Source organism: Mycobacterium bulgaricum (assembly GCF_041287165.2).
Classification (GTDB): Bacteria; Actinomycetota; Actinomycetes; order Mycobacteriales; family Mycobacteriaceae; genus Mycobacterium; species Mycobacterium bulgaricum.
Window position 1 is genome coordinate 1 of the sequence record NZ_JBGGKV020000010.1, and the last position, 19,435, is coordinate 19,435.

Annotated in this window: 17 protein-coding genes and 1 pseudogene; 13 read left to right on the forward strand and 5 right to left on the reverse strand. The window is 67.0% G+C overall.

Features of this window, described 5'->3' with window-relative positions; translation table 11 throughout:
- Window positions 1-407: 407 nt before the first annotated feature.
- From ACAG24_RS22575 to ACAG24_RS22595, 5 genes and pseudogenes are all read left to right on the forward strand, one after another.
- A pseudogene (locus ACAG24_RS22575) lies at window positions 408-1,040 on the forward strand (HNH endonuclease signature motif containing protein); the annotation flags it as partial.
- Window positions 1,041-1,133: 93 nt separating this feature from the next.
- Window positions 1,134-1,403, forward strand: coding sequence for a hypothetical protein (locus tag ACAG24_RS22580; RefSeq protein WP_370474618.1), 270 nt, complete (start codon window positions 1,134-1,136; stop codon window positions 1,401-1,403).
- Window positions 1,404-1,644: 241 nt separating this feature from the next.
- Entirely contained in the window at window positions 1,645-2,211 is a 567-nt protein-coding gene (locus ACAG24_RS22585; RefSeq protein WP_370474619.1) for a TetR/AcrR family transcriptional regulator, read from the forward strand.
- 13 nt (window positions 2,212-2,224) lie between these two features.
- Complete coding sequence (locus tag ACAG24_RS22590; RefSeq protein ID WP_370474620.1) at window positions 2,225-3,268, forward strand: hypothetical protein; 1,044 nt, start codon at window positions 2,225-2,227, stop codon at window positions 3,266-3,268.
- Window positions 3,222-4,916, forward strand: a complete 1,695-nt coding sequence (locus tag ACAG24_RS22595; protein WP_370474621.1) for a tetratricopeptide repeat protein — start codon at window positions 3,222-3,224, stop codon at window positions 4,914-4,916. The genes ACAG24_RS22590 and ACAG24_RS22595 overlap by 47 nt, the downstream gene beginning before the upstream one ends.
- Before the next feature lie 2 nt (window positions 4,917-4,918).
- On the opposite strand, the gene ACAG24_RS22600 is transcribed toward ACAG24_RS22595, so the two are convergent.
- Complete coding sequence (locus ACAG24_RS22600; RefSeq protein WP_370474622.1) at window positions 4,919-5,686, reverse strand: maleylpyruvate isomerase family mycothiol-dependent enzyme; 768 nt, start codon at window positions 5,684-5,686, stop codon at window positions 4,919-4,921.
- Between the two features lie 33 nt (window positions 5,687-5,719).
- Between ACAG24_RS22600 and ACAG24_RS22605 the strand changes: the two genes are divergently transcribed.
- Together ACAG24_RS22605 and ACAG24_RS22610 are read left to right on the forward strand one after the other, a co-directional pair.
- A complete protein-coding gene (locus ACAG24_RS22605; RefSeq protein WP_370474623.1) occupies window positions 5,720-6,199 on the forward strand; it encodes a nucleoside deaminase in 480 nt (159 codons plus the stop codon).
- Window positions 6,196-7,497 carry an alpha-amylase family protein gene (locus ACAG24_RS22610; protein ID WP_370474624.1) on the forward strand — a complete coding sequence of 434 codons (1,302 nt, stop codon included), beginning with the start codon at window positions 6,196-6,198 and terminating at the stop codon, window positions 7,495-7,497. Before ACAG24_RS22605 ends, ACAG24_RS22610 begins: the two co-directional genes overlap by 4 nt.
- A 4-nt stretch (window positions 7,498-7,501) precedes the next feature.
- On the opposite strand, the gene ACAG24_RS22615 is transcribed toward ACAG24_RS22610, so the two are convergent.
- Window positions 7,502-7,927 (reverse strand): DUF1810 domain-containing protein, encoded by a 426-nt coding sequence (locus ACAG24_RS22615; RefSeq protein ID WP_370474625.1) that lies wholly within the window; start codon window positions 7,925-7,927, stop codon window positions 7,502-7,504.
- Window positions 7,928-8,228: 301 nt separating this feature from the next.
- Here ACAG24_RS22615 and ACAG24_RS22620 point away from each other — a divergent pair, with 301 nt between their 5' ends.
- Entirely contained in the window at window positions 8,229-9,230 is a 1,002-nt protein-coding gene (locus tag ACAG24_RS22620) for an esterase family protein (RefSeq protein ID WP_370474626.1), read from the forward strand.
- Window positions 9,231-9,604: 374 nt separating this feature from the next.
- Here the strand turns inward: ACAG24_RS22620 and ACAG24_RS22625 are convergent, their stop codons facing one another.
- Window positions 9,605-10,372 carry an SDR family oxidoreductase gene (locus tag ACAG24_RS22625; protein WP_370474627.1) on the reverse strand — a complete coding sequence of 256 codons (768 nt, stop codon included), beginning with the start codon at window positions 10,370-10,372 and terminating at the stop codon, window positions 9,605-9,607.
- A gap of 128 nt (window positions 10,373-10,500) precedes the next feature.
- Here ACAG24_RS22625 and lon point away from each other — a divergent pair, with 128 nt between their 5' ends.
- The 5 genes from lon (at window position 10,501) to ACAG24_RS22650 (ending at window position 15,559) form a co-directional block, all read left to right on the forward strand.
- Window positions 10,501-12,834 (forward strand): endopeptidase La, encoded by a 2,334-nt coding sequence (gene lon / locus ACAG24_RS22630; RefSeq protein WP_370474628.1) that lies wholly within the window; start codon window positions 10,501-10,503, stop codon window positions 12,832-12,834.
- Between the two features lie 105 nt (window positions 12,835-12,939).
- Window positions 12,940-13,272 (forward strand): TfoX/Sxy family protein, encoded by a 333-nt coding sequence (locus tag ACAG24_RS22635; RefSeq protein WP_370474629.1) that lies wholly within the window; start codon window positions 12,940-12,942, stop codon window positions 13,270-13,272.
- A gap of 36 nt (window positions 13,273-13,308) precedes the next feature.
- Window positions 13,309-13,941 carry an HhH-GDP family DNA glycosylase gene (locus ACAG24_RS22640; RefSeq protein WP_370474630.1) on the forward strand — a complete coding sequence of 211 codons (633 nt, stop codon included), beginning with the start codon at window positions 13,309-13,311 and terminating at the stop codon, window positions 13,939-13,941.
- A gap of 20 nt (window positions 13,942-13,961) precedes the next feature.
- Window positions 13,962-14,555, forward strand: coding sequence for a hypothetical protein (locus ACAG24_RS22645; protein WP_370474631.1), 594 nt, complete (start codon window positions 13,962-13,964; stop codon window positions 14,553-14,555).
- A gap of 14 nt (window positions 14,556-14,569) precedes the next feature.
- Entirely contained in the window at window positions 14,570-15,559 is a 990-nt protein-coding gene (locus ACAG24_RS22650) for a malate dehydrogenase (RefSeq protein WP_370474632.1), read from the forward strand.
- Here the strand turns inward: ACAG24_RS22650 and ACAG24_RS22655 are convergent, their stop codons facing one another.
- Window positions 15,560-17,035: an acetyl-CoA acetyltransferase gene (locus ACAG24_RS22655; protein ID WP_370474633.1), complete on the reverse strand. Its 1,476-nt coding sequence runs from the start codon at window positions 17,033-17,035 to the stop codon at window positions 15,560-15,562.
- Between the two features lie 13 nt (window positions 17,036-17,048).
- Window positions 17,049-19,385, reverse strand: a complete 2,337-nt coding sequence (locus ACAG24_RS22660) for a CaiB/BaiF CoA-transferase family protein (RefSeq protein WP_370474780.1) — start codon at window positions 19,383-19,385, stop codon at window positions 17,049-17,051.
- Window positions 19,386-19,435 lie beyond the last annotated feature (50 nt).

Sequence of the window (19,435 nt, forward strand, 5' to 3'; positions counted from 1 at the left end):
CGGACCGCAACGCCTCCACAGCGTCGGCCCCCGACATTGGCTCGTCAGTGGTCACATCCATCGATACTGCTCCATTCAACTAGGAGCCACAGCTACACAAACCATCTGACACGCCCGCGGTGTGGGCCAAAGAAGCCGCACCCGGACACAACATTCCCGACCACGAACTCGACGACCCAGTGGACGACGACGCTGCGGACTCCGATGAGCCCGACGAGACACCGGCCGCTTCCGAGCCCGACGAGACGCCGGACGCTGTCGATGAGCGCGACGAGACACCGAAAGCTGTCGATGAACCAAACGACGCTGGCGAGGCCGAGGAGACGCCCGCAGGCTCCGAAGAGCCCGACGAGACGCCGGTCGCTGTCGAGGCCGACAACCCCGCCAAGCCCGCCGCCGAGCATGACCCGCAGCCCGAACCGTGCGGCTCGGATCCGCGCACCCAACAACAGCGCAACCACGACGCCCTCGAAGCCCTCGCCTTCCGCGCCCTGGAATCCGGCGACCTGGGCACCCACAACGGCCTGCCCGTCACCGTGATCGTCTCCACCACGCTGCAGGAGTTGGAGAACGGCGCCGGAATCGCCGTCACCGGCGGCGGCACCCTGCTGCCGATGCGCGACCTGATCCGCATGGCCGCCAACGCCTTCCACTACCTCTACGTCTACGACAAACACACCGAACAATCCCTCTACCTGGGACGCGCCAAACGCCTCGCCAACGCCGCGCAACGCATCGTGCTCCACGCCAAGGAACGCGGCTGCACCCGGCCGGGCTGCTCTGCGCCCGGCTACCAGGCCCAAGTCCATCACGCCGTCGCGGACTGGAAAGACGACGGCCAGACCGACATCGACGAGCTCACCTTCGCCTGCGGCCCCGACCACCGCATGCTCGACAAAACAAAATGGCGCACCCGCAAAAACGCCAAAGGCCAAACCGAATGGCTCCCACCACCCGATCTCGACACCGGCCAACACCGCACCAACGCCTACCACCACCCCGAACGCTACCTCCTCCCCGAAGACGACGAGGCCCCGTAAAACGTTGAGGTGCAGGGGTTTACGACGCAGGCGACACACGCGCCGAAGGCGGCTCGCTGCGCACGTGGGATGTGGTGCCTTACCTGGTGTGCCGTGGCAGTGCCGACCGAAGGCCCCCGACGGCTTGTGCTGCCCGCAACTCTGGTCGAAGTCACCGCTCACCGGCTGCGCGACGCCATGTGGGAAGCTCTCCGACTGCCGGCTTCGCAGGGTCTCGTCGAGCATCTCCCCCGGCGCGGCTCCCGGGTCGGCGAATGGTCACCCACCGACATTCTTCAGCGCCTCGAACTGCGCAACTGCCTGATCCCAGCCGTGACCTCGACCCGGTGCGCGACGCCCTCGGCGTCGCGACGGGCTGTTTGACCGGATCGGCTGGGGGTGAGGTAGTGGTTTCAGTGCTCATCAGCAGTCTCTTTCAGGTCGTCGAACTGGAAGTGGGGGCGAGTAGACCCAGAGGACATCGACGAACCTGATGTGGCCGCAGGTCACTGAGCGGTTGACGGTGCCAGGCTCTATTCCGCCGGTCACAGCCCCGGCGAAAACGTGTCATAGATAACCTAAGCTGTCGTGGACAGTTGTCTACGAAGTCTTCTACGCTCATGTCATGCCAGAACGCGGTCGCAGTGCCGATCCACGCGCAGAGCGGGTCAGAACCCGTCTGCGTGAAGCCGCGCTGACCCTGGCCGAGGAACGCCCCGTCGACGAGATTTCGGTGGGTGACCTCGTGAGCCGCGCAGATGTGAGCCGCCAGGTTTTCTACCGGCATTTCCGCGATCGCGACGATGCGATCGCGGCAGCGTTCAGCCATCTGTTCGCCGAGTTGCGCACGACGGCCGACAGCGCTCGCGCCCGGATCCTGGAGCTCTTCGGATTCGCGGCCGAACACCCCGCGCTGTTCCGGCACGTCGTCCCCAGCACGGTCAACCAGCACGTCCTGGTGACATACCGGGATGCGCTGCGCGGCCCCTGCGAACAGATTGCGCATCAGGGCATGGGCGTTCTCGACACCATCACGGCCATCCCCACGGACGCCGTGACCCGATTCCTGGTCGGCGGCTTCACCGAAGTACTGCGGTCCTGGATGGAGGACCACGACGCCACCGATCTCTACACCCGCGCCGGCGCGGCGCTCGACACCGTCGACGCCCTCCTCGGCATCTCGCAAGCCTAGAAAGGACCCCTTCATGGGTAGACACCACCCCGAAGAAATTCCGGCCTTCCGGAACCGCTCGGCCATCCGCACCACGGTGCTGGCTCTGGCCGGTCTCACGCTGTTCGTGCTGGCGATGGTCGCCAGCTATTCCGGCGCGTTCGCCAAGCCGACGCTGCACCACATGACCGTCGCGGTGTCCGCGCCGACGCAGCTTGTCGATGGCTTGAACGGCCAGGATTCGTTGCATGTCAACGCAGTCGGAGACGCCGCGGCAGCGAGGGCGCAGGTCCTCGACCGCACGGCCGACACCGCGTTCGCCGTGACCCCCGACGGACAGATGAACATCTACGTCGCAGGAGGCGGCGGGCACAGTGTGGCGGCGGCAGCCGAAACAGTCGGCCGTGCCACTGCCGAGCGCGCGGGTCTGACACCCGTCGTCGAGGACGTCGCGCCGACGTCGTCAGGTGATCCGTCGGGCACCGTCGAGTTCTACGCCGTCATCTTCATCTCCATCGGCGCCTCGCTGGGCGCTGCTCTGCTCGGGCGGTTGATGGGCAGCGTGCGCACGCCCACCACGCTGGCGCTGCGCACGGGGTCGCTCGCCGTGTTCTCTGCGGTGCTGGCGGGCGCGGTCACCGTGTACGTGGGCCCCGTGCTGGACGCACTGACCGGACATCCGTGGCAGGTGTTCGGCGTGCTGTGGCTCTACGCGATGGCCGTCGGTGGAGCAGTCACCGGCGTCGCGGCCGCGTTCGGCACCGCCGCGTCGGTGGTGCTCGGACTGTTCCTCGTGGTCGTCGGAAACGCCGCGGCCGCCGGGCCGGTCGGACGGCCGCTGCTGTCGGGCTTCTACTCGACCTTCACGACGATCGTGCCTCAGGGCTCGGGGGTGTCGCTGCTGCGCAGCATCTCCTATTTCGACGGCCACGGTGCGGTGACTCCGCTGGTCACACTGGCGATCTGGGCGGGGGCCGGTTGTTTTCTCGCAGTGCTCGCCACTGCCGGCCGGGTGAATTATCGTCGCCTCTATGAGCGAGTCCTACTACGACCTCGGCTCCTATCACCGACCGACTGACTCCCCGTCCGAAGCTGCGCGGGTGTGGTTCGACCGAGGCATGGTGTGGTCGTATGCCTTCAACCACGAGGAAGCGGTCCATTGTTTCGACCGTGCACTCGAACTCGACGCCGATTTCGCGCTCGCGCGTTGGGGTGTCGCCTATGCCGTCGGTCCGAACTACAACAAGGGGTGGGACGCTTTCGATCCCGTCGACCTTCGGGCCTCGCTCGCGCGGGCTCGGATGGAGCTCCGGCTGGCGACAGACGGGCGGGCTTCGGCTGTCGAGCGAGGCCTGATCCACGCGCTGATCGCGCGCTTCCCCACCGACGATCCCGACGATGCCGACGCGCTCACCGCCGGCCACAGCGCATACGCCGATGCGATGTCGGATCTGGCAACGGCCTTCCCCGACGACATCGACGTCGCGGCGCTGGCCGCCGATGCACTGCTCAACGTCACCGCGTGGGCGTTGTGGGACAGCAGAACCGGCGAACCCGCACCGGGGTCGCGGGTCGTCGAAGCCAAGCGACTTCTCGACGGCGCACTTGTCACCACCGCAGGCCGTGAGCATCCCGGCATCCTGCATCTCTATATCCACGCCATGGAGATGTCGGCGACACCGCAGGAGGCACTCCCCGCCGCCGACCTGCTGCGTGGTCTGGTGCCCGACGCGGGCCATCTGCAGCACATGCCCAGCCACATCGACGTTCTCTGCGGCAACTACCGGGATTCGGTGGTCGCCAATCAGTCTGCGGTACGGGTCGATCGGCGTTTCGTGGAACACCAAGGCCCGCTGAACTTTTACTCGCTGTATCGCGCGCACAATCTACATTTCGTGGTGTATTCGGCGATGTTCGAGGGCAATTCGGCGATCGCGCTGAGCGCCGCCGACGAACTCGCCGGACAACTCACCCCCGAATTGCTCGCCATCGAATCGCCGCCGATGGCGGACTGGCTGGAAGCGTTCGTACCGTTACGGATCCACGTGCTGGTGCGGTTCGGCCGCTGGGACGACTTGATCGCGACACCCCTGCCGGAGGACACCGAACTGTATTGCACAACGGCGGCCACCATCCACTACGGGCGCGGGGTGGCGCACGCTGCCAGCGGAAATCTCGACCAGGCCCGGGCGGAACGGGAGCTCTTCGCGGCTGCCTACGACCGGATCCCTGAGAGCCGGTACCTGTTCAACAACACCAGCCACGACATCCTTGCCGTCGCCGCTGCCATGCTCGATGGCGAGATCGACTACCGCGCAGGCAATTTCGACGACGCATTCGCGCATCTGCAGCGCGCCGTGGAACTCGACGACGGACTTCCGTACGACGAACCGTGGGGCTGGATGCAGCCCACCCGGCACGCGCTCGGCGCGCTGCTGCTGGAGCAGGGACGCGTCGAGGACGCGGCGCAGGTGTACGCCGCCGATCTCGGTCTCGATCCCACCCTGAGCAGGTCGTGTCAGCACCCCGGAAATGTGTGGAGTCTGCACGGGTACCACGAATGTCTCACGCGCCTGGGCCGGGATGCCGAAGCGGTGATCATCGGCAAGCAGCTCGAGCTCGCTTCCGCGCGAGCGGACGTCCCTATCACGGCGTCGTGCGCGTGCCGGACCGACGAGCCCTCGCGCCAGGAGTCGAAGGTCGGGCAAACACGCTGCTGCGAATGAGGTCAGGCGAACGCGACGCGCTCCATCCAGAAGTCGACGAGGCCCGCGTCGCCACGAATCTCCACGGTCGACACGGGCCGGCGGCGATACAGCACGAGCAGTAGATCGGTGACCGGGCCGCGCAGCTCCGCGGCCGCGGAATCCCGTCCGGGGCGCCACGCGAGCGCATCGCCGGTGTAATCGAGCAGCCAGTCGTCGTCGGTATCAGTGGTGTGCAGCCCGATCGTGCGTCCGGGTCCCAGCAGTTCACGCATCCACGGGTGCACCTCGAAATGGAAAGGCATACAACCGAGTTCGAGCCACTCCTGCACTCCGTCGACGGCAAGGAAGTTCGGCAGCGTGTAGTCGATGCCCAGGGTCAGGGCCGCGTCGGCTCTGTGTATCGCCGTCTCGTGCGCGAACCGCCGCGCGAAGAACGCGCTCCCGCCGCCCGGCACCGGAGACCACATCTGCTCGGCCGGTCCCGCCTCGCGCAGAGTCCGCGCCAGAGCGGCCGCGGAACCGCGTAGCGCCGCCGCCAGTTCCGCGGCATGCCCGTCGCCAGGTCCGGACAGATCCCGCAGTTCCGTGTCCGACGGCGGAAACTCCGCGCGCGTCGCGACGATGGTGCGTGCCCACCGCAGCCCCGCTTCGACATGGGAGGCGAGCTGCGCGACGGTCCAACCCGGGCACGACGGCACGGCCGTCGCAAGGTCCGCCCCGTCGAGATGGTCGGCGAAGAGGTCCGCCTGGGCCTCGATCTCGTTGCAATGCCATACGAACTCGCGCATGTGCCCTCCTGCCTGCTGCGTAGACTCCGCCGTGTGGCAGTCACCGATGTCGACCTAGGTTACTTGCGGCGGTGCGTGCGCCTTGCCGGTCAGGCGCTCGACGGCGGCGACGAACCGTTCGGTTCGCTGCTGCTCGACCCTGCGGGCGTGGTCCGCTTCGAGGACCACAACCGGGTCAAAGACGGCGACGCCACCCGCCACCCGGAATTCGCGATCGCCAAGTGGGCCGTCGAGCACCTGTCCCCCGCCGAGCGTGCCCGGTCCACCGTCTACACGTCCGGCGAGCACTGTCCGATGTGTGCCGCCGCGCATGCGTGGGTAGGCCTCGGTCGCGTCGTCTATGCCGCTTCGTCGGCGCAGCTGACGCAGTGGCTGGTCGAGTGGAACGCCCTACCCGCCCCCGTGGCGGGGTTGTCGATCACGACCGTCGCTCCCGGTACGGTCGCCGACGGGCCCGCGCCCGAACTGACGGAGGAGATGAAAGCGTTGTACGCGAAGGCATTCCGTAAATGACCGCGGGCTGGGTCGAGCACGTCGTCTGGTGGCAGGTCTATCCCCTCGGTTTCGTCGGCGCCTATCCGGCCGATCCCGCGCCGAGCGCCGACGAGCACCGGCTGCGCCGCATTGCGGACTGGCTCGACTACGCCATCGAGCTCGGCGCCTCAGGCTTGGCGCTGGGCCCGGTGTTCGCCTCTCAGACCCACGGCTATGACACCGTCGACCACTACCGCATCGACTCCCGACTCGGCGACGACGCCGATTTCGACCATCTCGTCGCCGAGGCGCACGGCCGCGGTCTGAGGGTTCTGCTCGACGGCGTGTTCAATCACGTGGGAACAGACTTTCCGCGATATCGGGAAGCGGTAGACGGCGGCGACCGGTCGTGGTTTCGGATGCGCGGTGACGACTTCGCGACGTTCGAGGGCCACGGCGGGCTCATTGCGCTGAACCACCGCAGCGCTGAGGTCATCGATTACACCGTCGACGTGATGAGCCACTGGCTCGGCCGCGGCGCCGACGGGTGGCGACTCGACGCCGCTTACGCCGTGCCCGACAGATTCTGGTCCGAGGTGCTCCCCCGGGTTCGTGACAAGCACCCTGACGCATGGTTCGTCGGCGAGGTGATCCACGGTGATTATCAAGCGCGCGTTCGTGATTCGGGGTTCGACTCCGTCACCCAGTACGAACTGTGGAAGGCCATCTGGAGCAGCATCAACGACGCCAACTTCCACGAGCTCGACTGGGCGCTCACGCGGCACAACGACTTCCTCGACACCTTCGTCCCGCTCACCTTCATCGGCAACCATGACGTCACCCGCATCGCGAGTCAACTGGACAACGCCGACCACGTCGAACACGCTCTGGTCATCCTTCTGACCACCGGCGGCATCCCCAGCATCTACGCCGGCGACGAGGTGGCCTACCGCGGGGTCAAGGAGGAGCGGTTCGGCGGCGACGACGAGGTCCGGCCCGAATTCGGTTCTCCGTTCGAGGGAGTCGGCGAACACGGTCACCAGGTGTTCCGGTCCCATCAGCACCTCATCGGTCTACGGCGCAGGCATCCGTGGCTGTATGCGGCCCGGACCACACCGCTGTCGGTGACCAACACGTCCTACGTCTACACCACGCGCCGCGGTGACGACGCCCTGGTGGTCGCCCTCAACGTGGGCGACGAGGCCGTGCCTCTGTCGCTTCGCGATCTCGGCGTTCCGCGTGCAGAAGTCGTCGCCGGTTCCGGCGCTCCGCCCGCCGAGGTCGTCGCCGAGACGGTGGTGCCGGCCCACGGCTGGCTGATCCTGGCGCCTCGCTGAACGATCAGGCGAGCAGGTCCACCGTGGCCGGGTCTTCGCCGCCGCCGTAGAAGGCGTCCAGCACCGCACGGAACGGTTCTGCGTCATCGGTGGCGCGCGCGAACAGCGTCATCGACGAGCGCACCTTCACATCGTCGGGCTGACCGAGTATTTCGGTGGCCGAGCGCCCCGCGTGCTCCGCCAGAACTTCGGCGCATTCCCGTAGCCGCGGTCCGAGCACGGGGTGGGCGAGATAGGCGCGCGCTTCGTCGAGGGATTCAATGCCGAACCGCTGGGCTGTCGGGCTGCGTCCCAAACCGCGGAGCTGTGGAAAGACGAACCAGATCCAGTGACTTCGCTTGGAACCCGCCCGCAATTCGGCCAGTGCGCCCTCATAGGCGCTCGCCTGGGCGTCGACGAAGCGATCCAGGTCGTACGCACGTTCGGTCATCTCGGCCGCCTCATTTCGCGCTCATCGGTTCGAACTGGCGAGTACCCACTGCATCGACACTCATCGACGCGCCACGGCGATGCTGTAAGCAACCTCAGGAGTAACAGGATTCACACTGGTCACAGTCATTTTATGGCGGCCGGCGAGTCCGCCCCGAGTCGCAATCGTTAGCCAACCGCGACCGCGGATCGCTGTGTCGGGACGCTGATCGCCTGGTCTGAACGTGTTCCATTACTCCTGAAACCGGACGGCATGTTTGCGAACCAGGCGGACGTTGATGAGAAAGGTATGGATTGCCGTTATGAAGTGGAAAGAGAAGTTTCGGGGCACCACGAGGAAAGCGCTTCGGCGGGTGGCTGCCGCCGCTCTGGCCGCGGCGACGCTGCCCGGACTGATCGGCTTCGCGGGGGGTTCGGCGACTGCTGGAGCATTCTCGCGTCCCGGTCTACCCGTCGAATATTTGGACGTGTTCTCCCAGTCGATGAACCGCAACATCCGGATCCAGTTCCAGGGTGGCGGTCCGAACGCGGTCTACCTGCTCGACGGCCTGCGTGCCCAGGACGACTACAACGGCTGGGACATCAACACCCCGGCGTTCGAGTGGTTCTACCAGTCCGGGCTATCGACGATCATGCCGGTGGGCGGTCAGTCGAGCTTCTACACCGACTGGTACCAGCCGTCTCGGGGCAACGGTCAGAACTACACCTACAAGTGGGAGACGTTCCTGACCCAGGAACTGCCGACGTGGCTGGAAGCCAACCGCGGCGTCTCGCGGACCGGCAACGCCGTCGTCGGCCTCTCCATGGCGGGCAGCGCGTCGCTGACCTACGCGATCTACCACCCGCAGCAATTCATCTACGCCGCTTCGCTTTCCGGCTTCCTGAATCCGTCGGAAGGCTGGTGGCCGATGCTCATCGGGCTGGCGATGAACGACGCCGGCAAGTTCAACGCCGAGAGCATGTGGGGACCGTCGTCGGATCCGGCATGGAAGCGCAACGATCCGATGGTCAACATCAATCAGCTGGTGGCCAACAACACCCGGGTCTGGATCTACTGCGGCACCGGCACCCCGTCGGATCTGGACAACGGTGGCGGCCCGAACCTGATGGCGGCGCAGTTCCTCGAAGGATTCACGCTGCGGACGAACATCGCCTTCCGTGACAACTACATCGCGGCCGGCGGAACCAATGGCGTCTTCAATTTCCCGACCGCGGGAACGCACAGCTGGGGCTACTGGGGACAGCAGCTGCAGCAGATGAAGCCGGACATCCAACGAGTGCTGGGCGCCCAAGCCACCGCGTAAACCTCCCGACTCAGAGAGCCTGCCGTTTCCCCCGAGCGGCAGGCTCTCTGCTTTGTCGGACAACGACGGCCCATGAAGATGACGACCATAAAGATGACCACAGTGTGACCACGGCGCTGCGGCGAGTTTCGCGCGGGGCCACGCCCGGGTACCGACACTGCGAACCGGCGCGTCGACCACGCCGATGCCGGCCCGCAACCCAGGAGACTGCCGTGATCCCCTTCATCTGCCCCACCTGCGGCGGCGTCGACATCGACTCGGCCGACTGCGTCCAGTGCGCCGACTCCGAAGGCGCCGCAGCCTGATCTACTTCAGCCGGGCAGATTGCGTGGGCCCGATCCGACGCGATCCTCCCGGCATCGGGAGGGACGAAGTCAGCCCTGCACGGTCGGGCGGATCGTCAGATCGCCGATCTCCACATCGTGTGGCTGTTCGATCGCGAAGGCGATCGCACGGGCCACCGCGTGAGGATCGAGGCCGAAACTGTCCATCGAGGCCCGGATCTGTTGGCGCAGAATCGGATCGGCGATCGAGCCGTCGAGCTCGGTGTTGACGAAACCCGGCGAGATCGAGGTGGTGCGGATGACGCCGTCGGTCGATTCCTGACGCAACGCCTCCATCACGGTGCGCACCGCGTTCTTCGTGGCTGCGTAGACCCCCATATCGGGAACGATCTTCAGGCCCGCCGTCGACACCGTCGTCACGAAGTGGCCCCTGCCCTGGCGGCGGAACACCGGGGTGGCCGCGGCGATCCCGTACAGGACCGCCGAGAGGTTCACACCGATCATCGCGTCCCAGCCGGCCACGTCACCGTCCCCCAACGGGCCGATCGCGCTGAGTCCGGCATTGCTGACGAGTACGTCGAGACGGCCGAATTCGGCGAGTGCCGTGTCGACGATGTGTTGCACGTCGTTACGTCGGGAGACATCGGCCGCCACGGCGACGACCGCCGCACCGTCAGCGCGCAGCGTGTCGGCAAGTGCTTCGAGGCGGTCCACGCGGCGCGCAGCCACGACGAGTCGGGCACCGCGGGCGGCCAACAGCCGGGCCGTCGCCTCGCCAATACCGCTGCTCGCGCCGGTGATGGCGACGACTACGTCGTGGACAGGGTCTTCAGCTGTGCTGGGAACTGCAGGGCTCATCCCCACAGCTACCACGAGCGCTCGCCGACTATTCCGCCCGCGGCGAAATCGCGGCGGGAACAATACCGACCGCCCCAAGGTTGAGCGCATCAGGTTCAACTTTCAGTTGACTGAAACCAGGAGGTCTGATGCCTGAAACCACAAACGCGTCGCGCGCTGTGCCGGTGCTCTTCGCGAGCGAGACGATCGTGCTGCCCGGGATGGTGGTGCCGATCGAGCTCGACGACGCAGCACGCGCCGCGGTCGATGCCGCGCAAGCCAGCGAATCCGGCAAGTTGCTGATCGCACCGCGGCTCGACGACCGGTACCCCACCTACGGCGTACTGGCATCGATCGTGCAGGTCGGCCGTGTCCCCGGAGGTGGGGCGGCCGCCGTCGTCAAGGGTGAGAAGCGCGCCCATATCGGATCCGGGACCACCGGGCCCGGTGCGGCTCTGTGGGTGCTCATCGACGAAGTCGCCGAACCGGTGGTCACCGACGAGACGAAAGCCCTTGCCGCCGAGTACAAGAAACTACTGCTGGCGATGCTGCAGCGTCGGGAGGCGTGGCAGATCATTGATGTGGTCAACAAAATCACCGACCCTTCTGCCTTGGCCGACACGGCCGGCTACGCGTCGTACCTGACCGACGTCCAGAAGCGCGATCTGCTGGAGACCGAGGACGTGGCCGCACGGCTGCGTCTGCTGATCGACCTGACCGCTGAGCATCTCGCCGAGGTCGAGGTGACGGACAAGATCGCCGAGGACGTCCGCGCAGGAATGGACAAGCAGCAGAAGGAATTCCTGCTACGCCAGCAGCTCAATGCCATCCGCAAGGAGCTGGGCGAGGGTGAGCCTGATGGCTCCGACGATTACCGCGCCCGCGTAGAAGCCGCCAATTTGCCGGACAAGGTGCGCGAGGCGGCGCTGCGCGAGGTCGGCAAGCTGGAGCGGTCCAGCGATCAGAGCCCCGAAGGCGGCTGGATCCGCACATGGCTGGACACCGTGCTCGACCTGCCGTGGAACGTCACCACCGAGGACTCGACCGACCTGTTGGCCGCCAGGGACATTCTCGACACCGATCACCACGGTCTCGACGACGTGAAGGACCGCATCGTCGAATACCTGGCGGTGCGGGCCCGCCGAGCTCAGCGCGGCATGGCCGTCGTGGGTGGTCGTGGCTCCGGCGCCGTCATGGTGCTGGCCGGCCCTCCCGGCGTCGGCAAGACGTCGCTGGGTGAGTCCGTCGCCCGTGCGCTGGGCCGCAAGTTCGTGCGCGTCGCCCTCGGCGGCGTGCGTGACGAGGCTGAGATCCGCGGGCACCGGCGCACCTATGTGGGTGCGCTGCCGGGCCGCATCGTCCGAGCGATCGGCGAGGCGCAGTCGATGAATCCCGTTGTGCTGCTTGACGAGATCGACAAGGTGGGCTCCGACTACCGGGGCGACCCGTCAGCGGCGCTGCTGGAGGTGCTCGATCCCGCACAGAACCACACCTTCCGGGATCACTACCTGGATCTCGACCTGGACCTTTCCGATGTCGTGTTCCTGGCGACCGCCAACGTGATCGAGAACATTCCGTCGGCGCTGTTGGACCGGATGGAGCTGGTCACGATCGACGGCTACACCGAGGACGACAAGGTCGCGATCGCGCGGGATTACCTGCTGCCCAGGCAGTCTGAGCGGGCTGCGCTGACGGCCGAGGAAGTCACTGTGACCGATGCGGCGTTGCGCAAGATCGCCGCGGATTACACCCGCGAGCCGGGCGTGCGTCAGTTCGAGCGGCTGCTGGCCAAGGCATTGCGGAAGGTGACGACGAAGCTCGACGCGGACCCGACGCCGATCATCGTCGACGAGCCGGATCTCGTCGAATACCTGGGCCGTCCGCGATTCACGCCGGAATCGGCGGAACGCACGGCGGTGCCGGGTGTGGCGACCGGGCTGGCCGTCACGGGCCTCGGTGGTGACGTGCTTTACATCGAGGCCGGTTCGACCGACGGTGACGCCGGGTTGCAGCTGACGGGCCAGCTGGGCGACGTGATGAAGGAGTCGGCGCAGATCGCGCTGTCCTACGTCCGTTCGCACGCAGCGGACCTCGGCGTGGACCCGGAGGCGCTGAACCGGCGGATTCACGTGCACGTGCCCGCGGGTGCGGTGCCGAAGGACGGCCCGTCGGCCGGCGTGACGATGGTGACCGCGTTGGTCTCGATGGCAACCGGGCGGCAGGTGCGTGCCGATGTCGGCATGACCGGCGAGGTCACGCTGAACGGCCGGGTGCTGCCCATCGGTGGGGTGAAGCAGAAGCTGCTCGCCGCGCAACGCGCCGGGCTGTCGACAGTGTTCATCCCGCAGCGCAACGAGGCGGATCTGGACGATGTGCCCGCCGACGTGCTGGAGGCACTGGACGTCAGGCCGATGACCGACGTGGCCGAGATCGTCGCGCAGGCGCTGGAGCCTGCGGCAGAGGCGGTGACCGCCGCGGCCTAGCCGAGGCACGCTGCACCGCGAGCGCGCGTGTTTGTACGCAGATGACGGCGTGTCGTCGCGCAGACACGCGCGCTCGCGGTGCGGGGCCACCGCTAATGTTTCGCCATGGCCTACGACTCGGACCTCGCTGACCGGGTTCGCGAACTCATCGCCACCGAACGCGGAGTCGAAGAGAAGAAGATGTTCGGCGGGTTGGCATTCCTGATCAACGGCAACATGTCGGTGGCCGTCAGCTCCAAGGGCGGGCTGCTGGTGCGCGTTGCGCCTGACGAGACGGAGTCGTTCCTCGCCCGCGCTCATGTCGAGCCGATGATCATGGCCGGGCGCGAAACCCGCGGGTGGTTACGGGTGCACGCCGACGGCGTCAAGACCACACGGCAGTTGTCGCCGTGGGTCACCCGCGGAGTCGACTACGCCAAGAGCCTGCCCCCCAAATAGCGGGTTCGTCTCCCCGGCACCGGGTAGCCGGTGGCCATGAGCTCCGACGAACTGATCCGCAGACTGCTGGACGAGGCAGGGACGACCTACGCAGAGGAAGCCGGCATCACCCTCGCCGACAAGCCCATGCCGTTGTTCGAGTTGCTGGTGCTGTGCATGCTGGCCAGCAAGCCGATCGATGCGACGATCGCCACGAAGGCGGCCAAGGAGATCTTCGGCGAGAAGCTGCGGACCCCCGATGCGGTGCTCGACGCCGACCGCACCACGATGATCGAGGCATTCGGGCGGGCAGGGTACGCCCGCTACGACGAGAGTTCGGCGGACCGGCTCGTCGACATCGCCACCTTCCTCCGCGACGAATACCGTGGCGACATGCGCACTCTTGCGTCCTGTGCCGACCATGACGTCAGCAAGACAAAGCAACTCCTGAAGGATTTCAAGGGGATCGGCGACACCGGCGCCGACATCTATCTGCGAGAGGTGCAGGACGTCTGGCCCTGGGCGCGTCCCCATTTCGATCAGCGCGCCCTCGGCGCCGCCAAGGACCTGGGGTTGCCCACCGATGCCGAGAAGCTCGGCAAGCTGGCCGGGGACAACTGCGCCCCCCTGGCGGCTGCGCTGGTGCGGGTCTCGCTCGACGACGGGTTGCGCGAGAAGGTGAAGGGCTAGTCGGATGGTCCAATGGACCTATGCGAGTCCTGACCTGTGCCGGCCTGGCCGCGGCCGTCCTGGCCGCGGGCTGCGGTGCGCCCCGAGTGGTCACCACTGACGAGACGTCAGCGACCCGGACCGCCGCCGCAGCACCTCCGCCGACCACGACCAGACCCAGCAATGCCCACCTCGCCAATGCGTTCGACTTCGCCGCGGACGTTGCCGGGCAGACCGGCTACTACTTCGCTTCGCCGAGCGGGCGATGGGAGTGCGCGATCATCCCGCGAACCAGCGCGGGCTGCCAGAACGCACAATCGGCAGACATCGGCATCGGCGGCGCTCCCGAGCAAGTGCCCGGACCCGACGGCGAGCCCGATGCTCCCAACGCCATCCTGGTCGACCGTACCGGCGAGGTCCGGTTCGTCGCGAAGCCGGCACCCGGTTTCGCACTGGACCCCGGTCCGGCCACCGAACTTCCGTTCAATCGGATCCTCGCCGTGGCGGGGTTCCGGTGCAATATCCAAGAAGCGACGGGCATTTCGTGCCTCTCCGAGCTCAGCGGCAAAGGCTTCACGTTCTCGGCTGAGAGCTACACCACCACCTATACCGACGTTCCCCCCGGCGCACCCTGACTAGGGTTGGCGCCATGACTGCCACCCCCGTCACCGTCGCCGTCACCGGAGCCGCAGGCCAGATCGGCTACGCCGCGCTGTTCCGCATCGCCGCGGGGGCGATGCTCGGGCGGGAAACTCCGGTCAACCTCCGACTGGTCGAACTCCCCGACGCGGTGAGAGCCGCCGAAGGTGTCGTGATGGAACTCGACGACGGGGCGTTCCCGCTGCTGGCGAATACCGAGATCTACGACGATCCGGTGCGCGCGTTCGACGGGGTCGACGTCGCGCTTCTCATCGGGGCGAAACCGCGAACCAAGGGCATGGAGCGCGCTGACCTCCTCGGCGCCAACGCCCAGATCTTCGCCACGGCGGGCAAGGCGCTCAACGCCGGGGCCGACAAGGACGTCCGCGTCCTTGTCGTCGGCAATCCCGCCAATACGAACGCGCTGGTGGCGTCCGCGCACGCCCCCGACATCCCTCGCGAACGATTCACCGCGTTGACCCGGCTGGACCACAACCGCGCGGTCGCGGCGATGGCGCGCCATTCCGGCGCCCCGGTCACCGAGATCAGCAAGATGATCATCTGGGGCAACCACTCGCCGACGCAGTACCCCGACATCTTCCACTCGGTTGTCGGTGGACGCGCCGGCGCTGACTATGCCGCCGATACCCATTGGCTTACCGATGATTTCATACCGACGGTGGCGCGCCGTGGCACGGCGATCATCGAAGCGCGAGGTGCAAGCTCGGCCGCGTCCGCGGCCAACGGCGCGATCGACCACATCGACGACTGGGTGCACGGGACACCCGACGACGATTGGACCTCGGTGGCGCTGCCCTCTCCTGGTGTCTACGGCGTCGAGGAGGGCCTGGTCTGCTCGTTCCCGTGCCGCTCGATCGACGGCAACTGGGAGATCGTGGAAAACCTTGACATCAACGCATTCTCGCGCGCTCGCATCGACGCGTCGGTCGAGGAACTGCACTCTGAGCGCGACGCGGTTGCGGCCCTGGGTCTGCTGTAGTCAGACCAGCGCCGCGGTGCCGTCCTCGTTCACCCGGACCTGCGCGCCCGCGATGTCGTCCTGCACTGTCGCCGCCGCGCCGCCGCGGTCGGGGATCACCGCGAGCACGCGGGCGTCTTCCGGGGTGCGCACCGCAAGGAATGCCTTCTCCGGCTGCCCGTCACGGTCCACCGGGGTCGTCCACGTCTCCACGGTCCCGACGCCGCTCCAGTCGACCAGTGCTGTGCGTGTCGGCTGCCGGTCAACCTCGGACTGCACGTCCTCCCAACGGAACTCGTGGGTCGGCGGTTCGGTGCCATACACGCCGAAGCTGTGCTTGGTCAGATAGCCGCCGTTGGCGGTGATCAGGCCGCGCGCGCCCGGCCGGCGGGTCAGTTGCTCGGCCATCGTCGCAATGGAATGCGTGACGTAGTTGTTCCACGGTCCACCCGCAAACGTGAGGCCACCGGTGACGGTGAGCGGCCGGTTCGGGTCCCCGATCGGAAGACCGAGTTCGTGGGCCGCCACTTGCACCGCCGACGGGAAGCACGAATACACGTCGACGAGGTCCATGTCGTCGATGCCGGCGCCGGCCAGCTCCAGCGCCCGGTTGCCCGCGATGCGGATGGCGGGCGAGGTGTGGAACTCGTCGCGCTCGCCGATCGCGTACGTGTCGTGGGAGTCCGCCCCGGCATAGGGGAAAACCCAGCGTTCCGACGGGATCTGCAGGTACGTCGCCTTCTCCACCGACGTCAGGACCAACGCTGCGCCCTGATCGACCATGTTGTTGGAGTTCATCAGTTTGGTGTAGGGCCAGCTGATCATCCGGTTCGTGGGCGACGGTTGCCAGATCTGTTCAGCGGTCAGCGCTTCCCGGCTCCAGGCATTCGGATTGCCGGCTGCGACGGCCGAGAACTGCGCCCACAGTTCGCCGATGCGGCGGCGGTGGTCATCCGGCGTCTCTCCCCCGGCGATGCGTACCGCCTGCTCGAACATCGGATACACATAGGCCGGCCGGTCGAGGTGGATCTTGAGGTCGCCGGGACCCGCCATGGGCATGTTCTCGTCCGAACCCGGTGCCAGCGGCACCGACTCGTCCTGCCGTGTCCCCTCGGTCTTCTTACCCTGGGCGCGCACGCGGGTGCGGGTGCGCCACGTCTCTGCACCCGCGATGAGAACCGCGTCGGCACGTCCCTGTTGGATGTCCAGGCAGGCGAGGTTCACCAGGGTCTGCGGCACGTTGCCGCCGATGCCGGTGTAACGGGTCGCGGCCTTGTCGGCCCGGATGCGTTGCGCCAGCAGCAGTCCGGGGTCGCGATAGCGCCAGGACAACAGGTTGACGATGCGCACGGCGTCGACGGCTTCGAGGACCCGGGGATCGGCGGCGGCACGCGCGGCCGCGACCATCAGGTCGACAGGCTCCACCGACGGGTCCTCGGTGCGCTGGTTCACCTGGCCATAGCCGACGAGTACCGGTGTCCTGGGGTCCATGGGCATTGCGGTGAGCCTCCTACTTGTCATCGGCGAACAGCGCGCCGTCATTGATCAGGCCGTCGATCTGCTCAACGCTCAACCCGAGCACGCGACGGCATATGTCGTGGGTGTGCTCTCCCGGCATCGGTGCCGGGCGCAGTTCAGCCCGGGGAATGCGGGTGAACGGGGCAGGGGCGGACTCGGCAGGGATCGGCCGGGCGAGCAACGGATGCACCATGTCGGTGTACAGCTTGCGGAAGACAACCTGGGGATCCGCCGCGACGTCGGCGGCACGGTGCATCGGCGCGGCAGGCACACCCAGCTGTTGCAGCGCCTCGGCGACCTCATCTTTGTCGCGGCTCGCAGTCCAGTGCGACAAAGCCCCGATCAGTTCGGCTCGGGCAGTTGGCAGTTCCGCTCGTCCGAGCAGGCCGGCAACCCGCGTGCGGTGCACGTCGGTACGCAATGAGATGACGCACCATTCATCGTCACCGCAGCACGGGAACACCGCGTCGACGGCGTCATCGTCGGTGTCGACGGGAAAACCTGCGGCTCTTGCGGACTCGGCCGCGTAGGTGACGGCGAGCTGATTGATCGCCGCCTCTGCCTGTGAGATGTGTACATGCCCGCCCTCGCCACGGATCATCACCGCGAGTGCCGCGACCGCGGTGAGGCGCGCGACGACATGGTCGGGGAAGATGGTGGTCGCGTCGTAGAAGGTGCCCGGCTGGGCGTCCGGCGACGTCCACAATCGGGTCACGCCGGTCGACGCCCGGACCAGGGGGCCGTACCCCATCTGGGCGCTCCACGGTCCGCGATCACCGAATGCGCTGCTCTCGGCCAGGACGATGCCGGGATTGAGGCTTCGCAGCTTGTCGTAGGAGAAGCCGAGCGCGGCCAACGTGCCGGGTTTGAAGTTCGCGAAGACCGCGTCCGCGCTTTCCACGAGTCGGCAGAACAGTTCGGCGCCTGCCGGATTCCGTAGGTCGAGGCCCAGGCTCTCCTCGTTGCGGTGGGTCAGCGCCCAGGACCTACTCATCGGTTGCCCCGGTGGGGTCTGCCGCAGTCCGTCCGGGTAGGTGGGGCTTTCGACCTTGATGACTTCGGCGCCGAGATCGGCGAACAGCCTGCCGAGCTCGCCACCGGCGACGATGACACCGAGGTCGAGGATGCGCATCCCGGTGAAGGGAGGAAGTGGAAGGTCTTCGTGCGCGGTGTTTTCGCGGGGTGAACGATCGAGCCAGACCGCCGCGTCGGATCCGGCGACCGGCGGCGCCTGCCGGTATCCGCGGTGCGCGCCGTCGACGACGAGCGGTCCGACAAATAACGTGACCGTGCCGCCGGGCGCGAGCATGACCTGCTTCAGCGCACCCACTTCATGAAAATGCCTGGTCGACAACGCCTCTGCGGGTGACAGCACCGCTGCGACGGGCACGCCGCGGGCCTGACCCTGCGCCACCAGGTCCGCCATCGTCTCGGTGGCGAACAGTTCGGCGATCACTGCATTGAGTTCTCGCGAAGCGGCGTACCGGGCGGCGATGGTCTCGAATTCAGCGCCGGCGAATTGAGCGGGCTCCCCCAGCCATGCCCACATGCCGCGCCACTGGCGGGGCGAGAGCAGGCAGATCCGGACGTGTCCGTCCCGGCATCCGAAGATCGGGTAGATCTGCTGGTTGCGGGGTCGGCCCCGCCACAACTCGGCGGGCGATTTCAGCCCGACGGCAGCCTGACCTTCGGAACCGAACGGCGGATCCAGCGCCTGGACGACCGCTTCGTACCGCGAAAAATCGATGAATTCGCCTCTACCGCAGCGCAATTGATCATAATGGGCGACCAGCACCGCCCACGCGGCCTGAACGGCGGCCGTCGCCGACGCCACCCCGTCGGGCGGCAGCACAGGGGTGCCGGCCGTCGGACCGGTGCGCGACAACGCCGAGGACAGCGCGTAGAGCACGGCATCGGTGGCGCGCCACGACGCCTTCGGTCCCGTGATGCCGAAATCGGTGATCGACAGCACGACGAGGTGGTCGAACATCGTCGCAAGTTCACGACAAGACATACCGAATAAGGCTGCGCCACCATCATTTCCGGAATCCACGACAACGTCGCAGGATGCCGCGAGGTCGAGCAACCGGGTGCGGTCGCCTTTCTCAGCCGGATCCAGTTGAGCGCAGCGCTTGTTCGCGTTGTGCACCGTGAACGGGATGCTGACCCCGGCGACCGTCGGCGACTCGGTGCGCGACGGCGCGCCGCCGGGCGGTTCGATCTTCAGGACGTCGGCGCCGAGGTCGGCCAGGATCCGGCTCACGGCATCGCCGCCGCCCAGCGACAGGTCGAGTACGCGTAGGGACGTCAGCAACGCTCCCTCGACCATCACGGGAGAAAGATTAACGTGCCCGCCATCGGGTACGAGTTGACCGGACC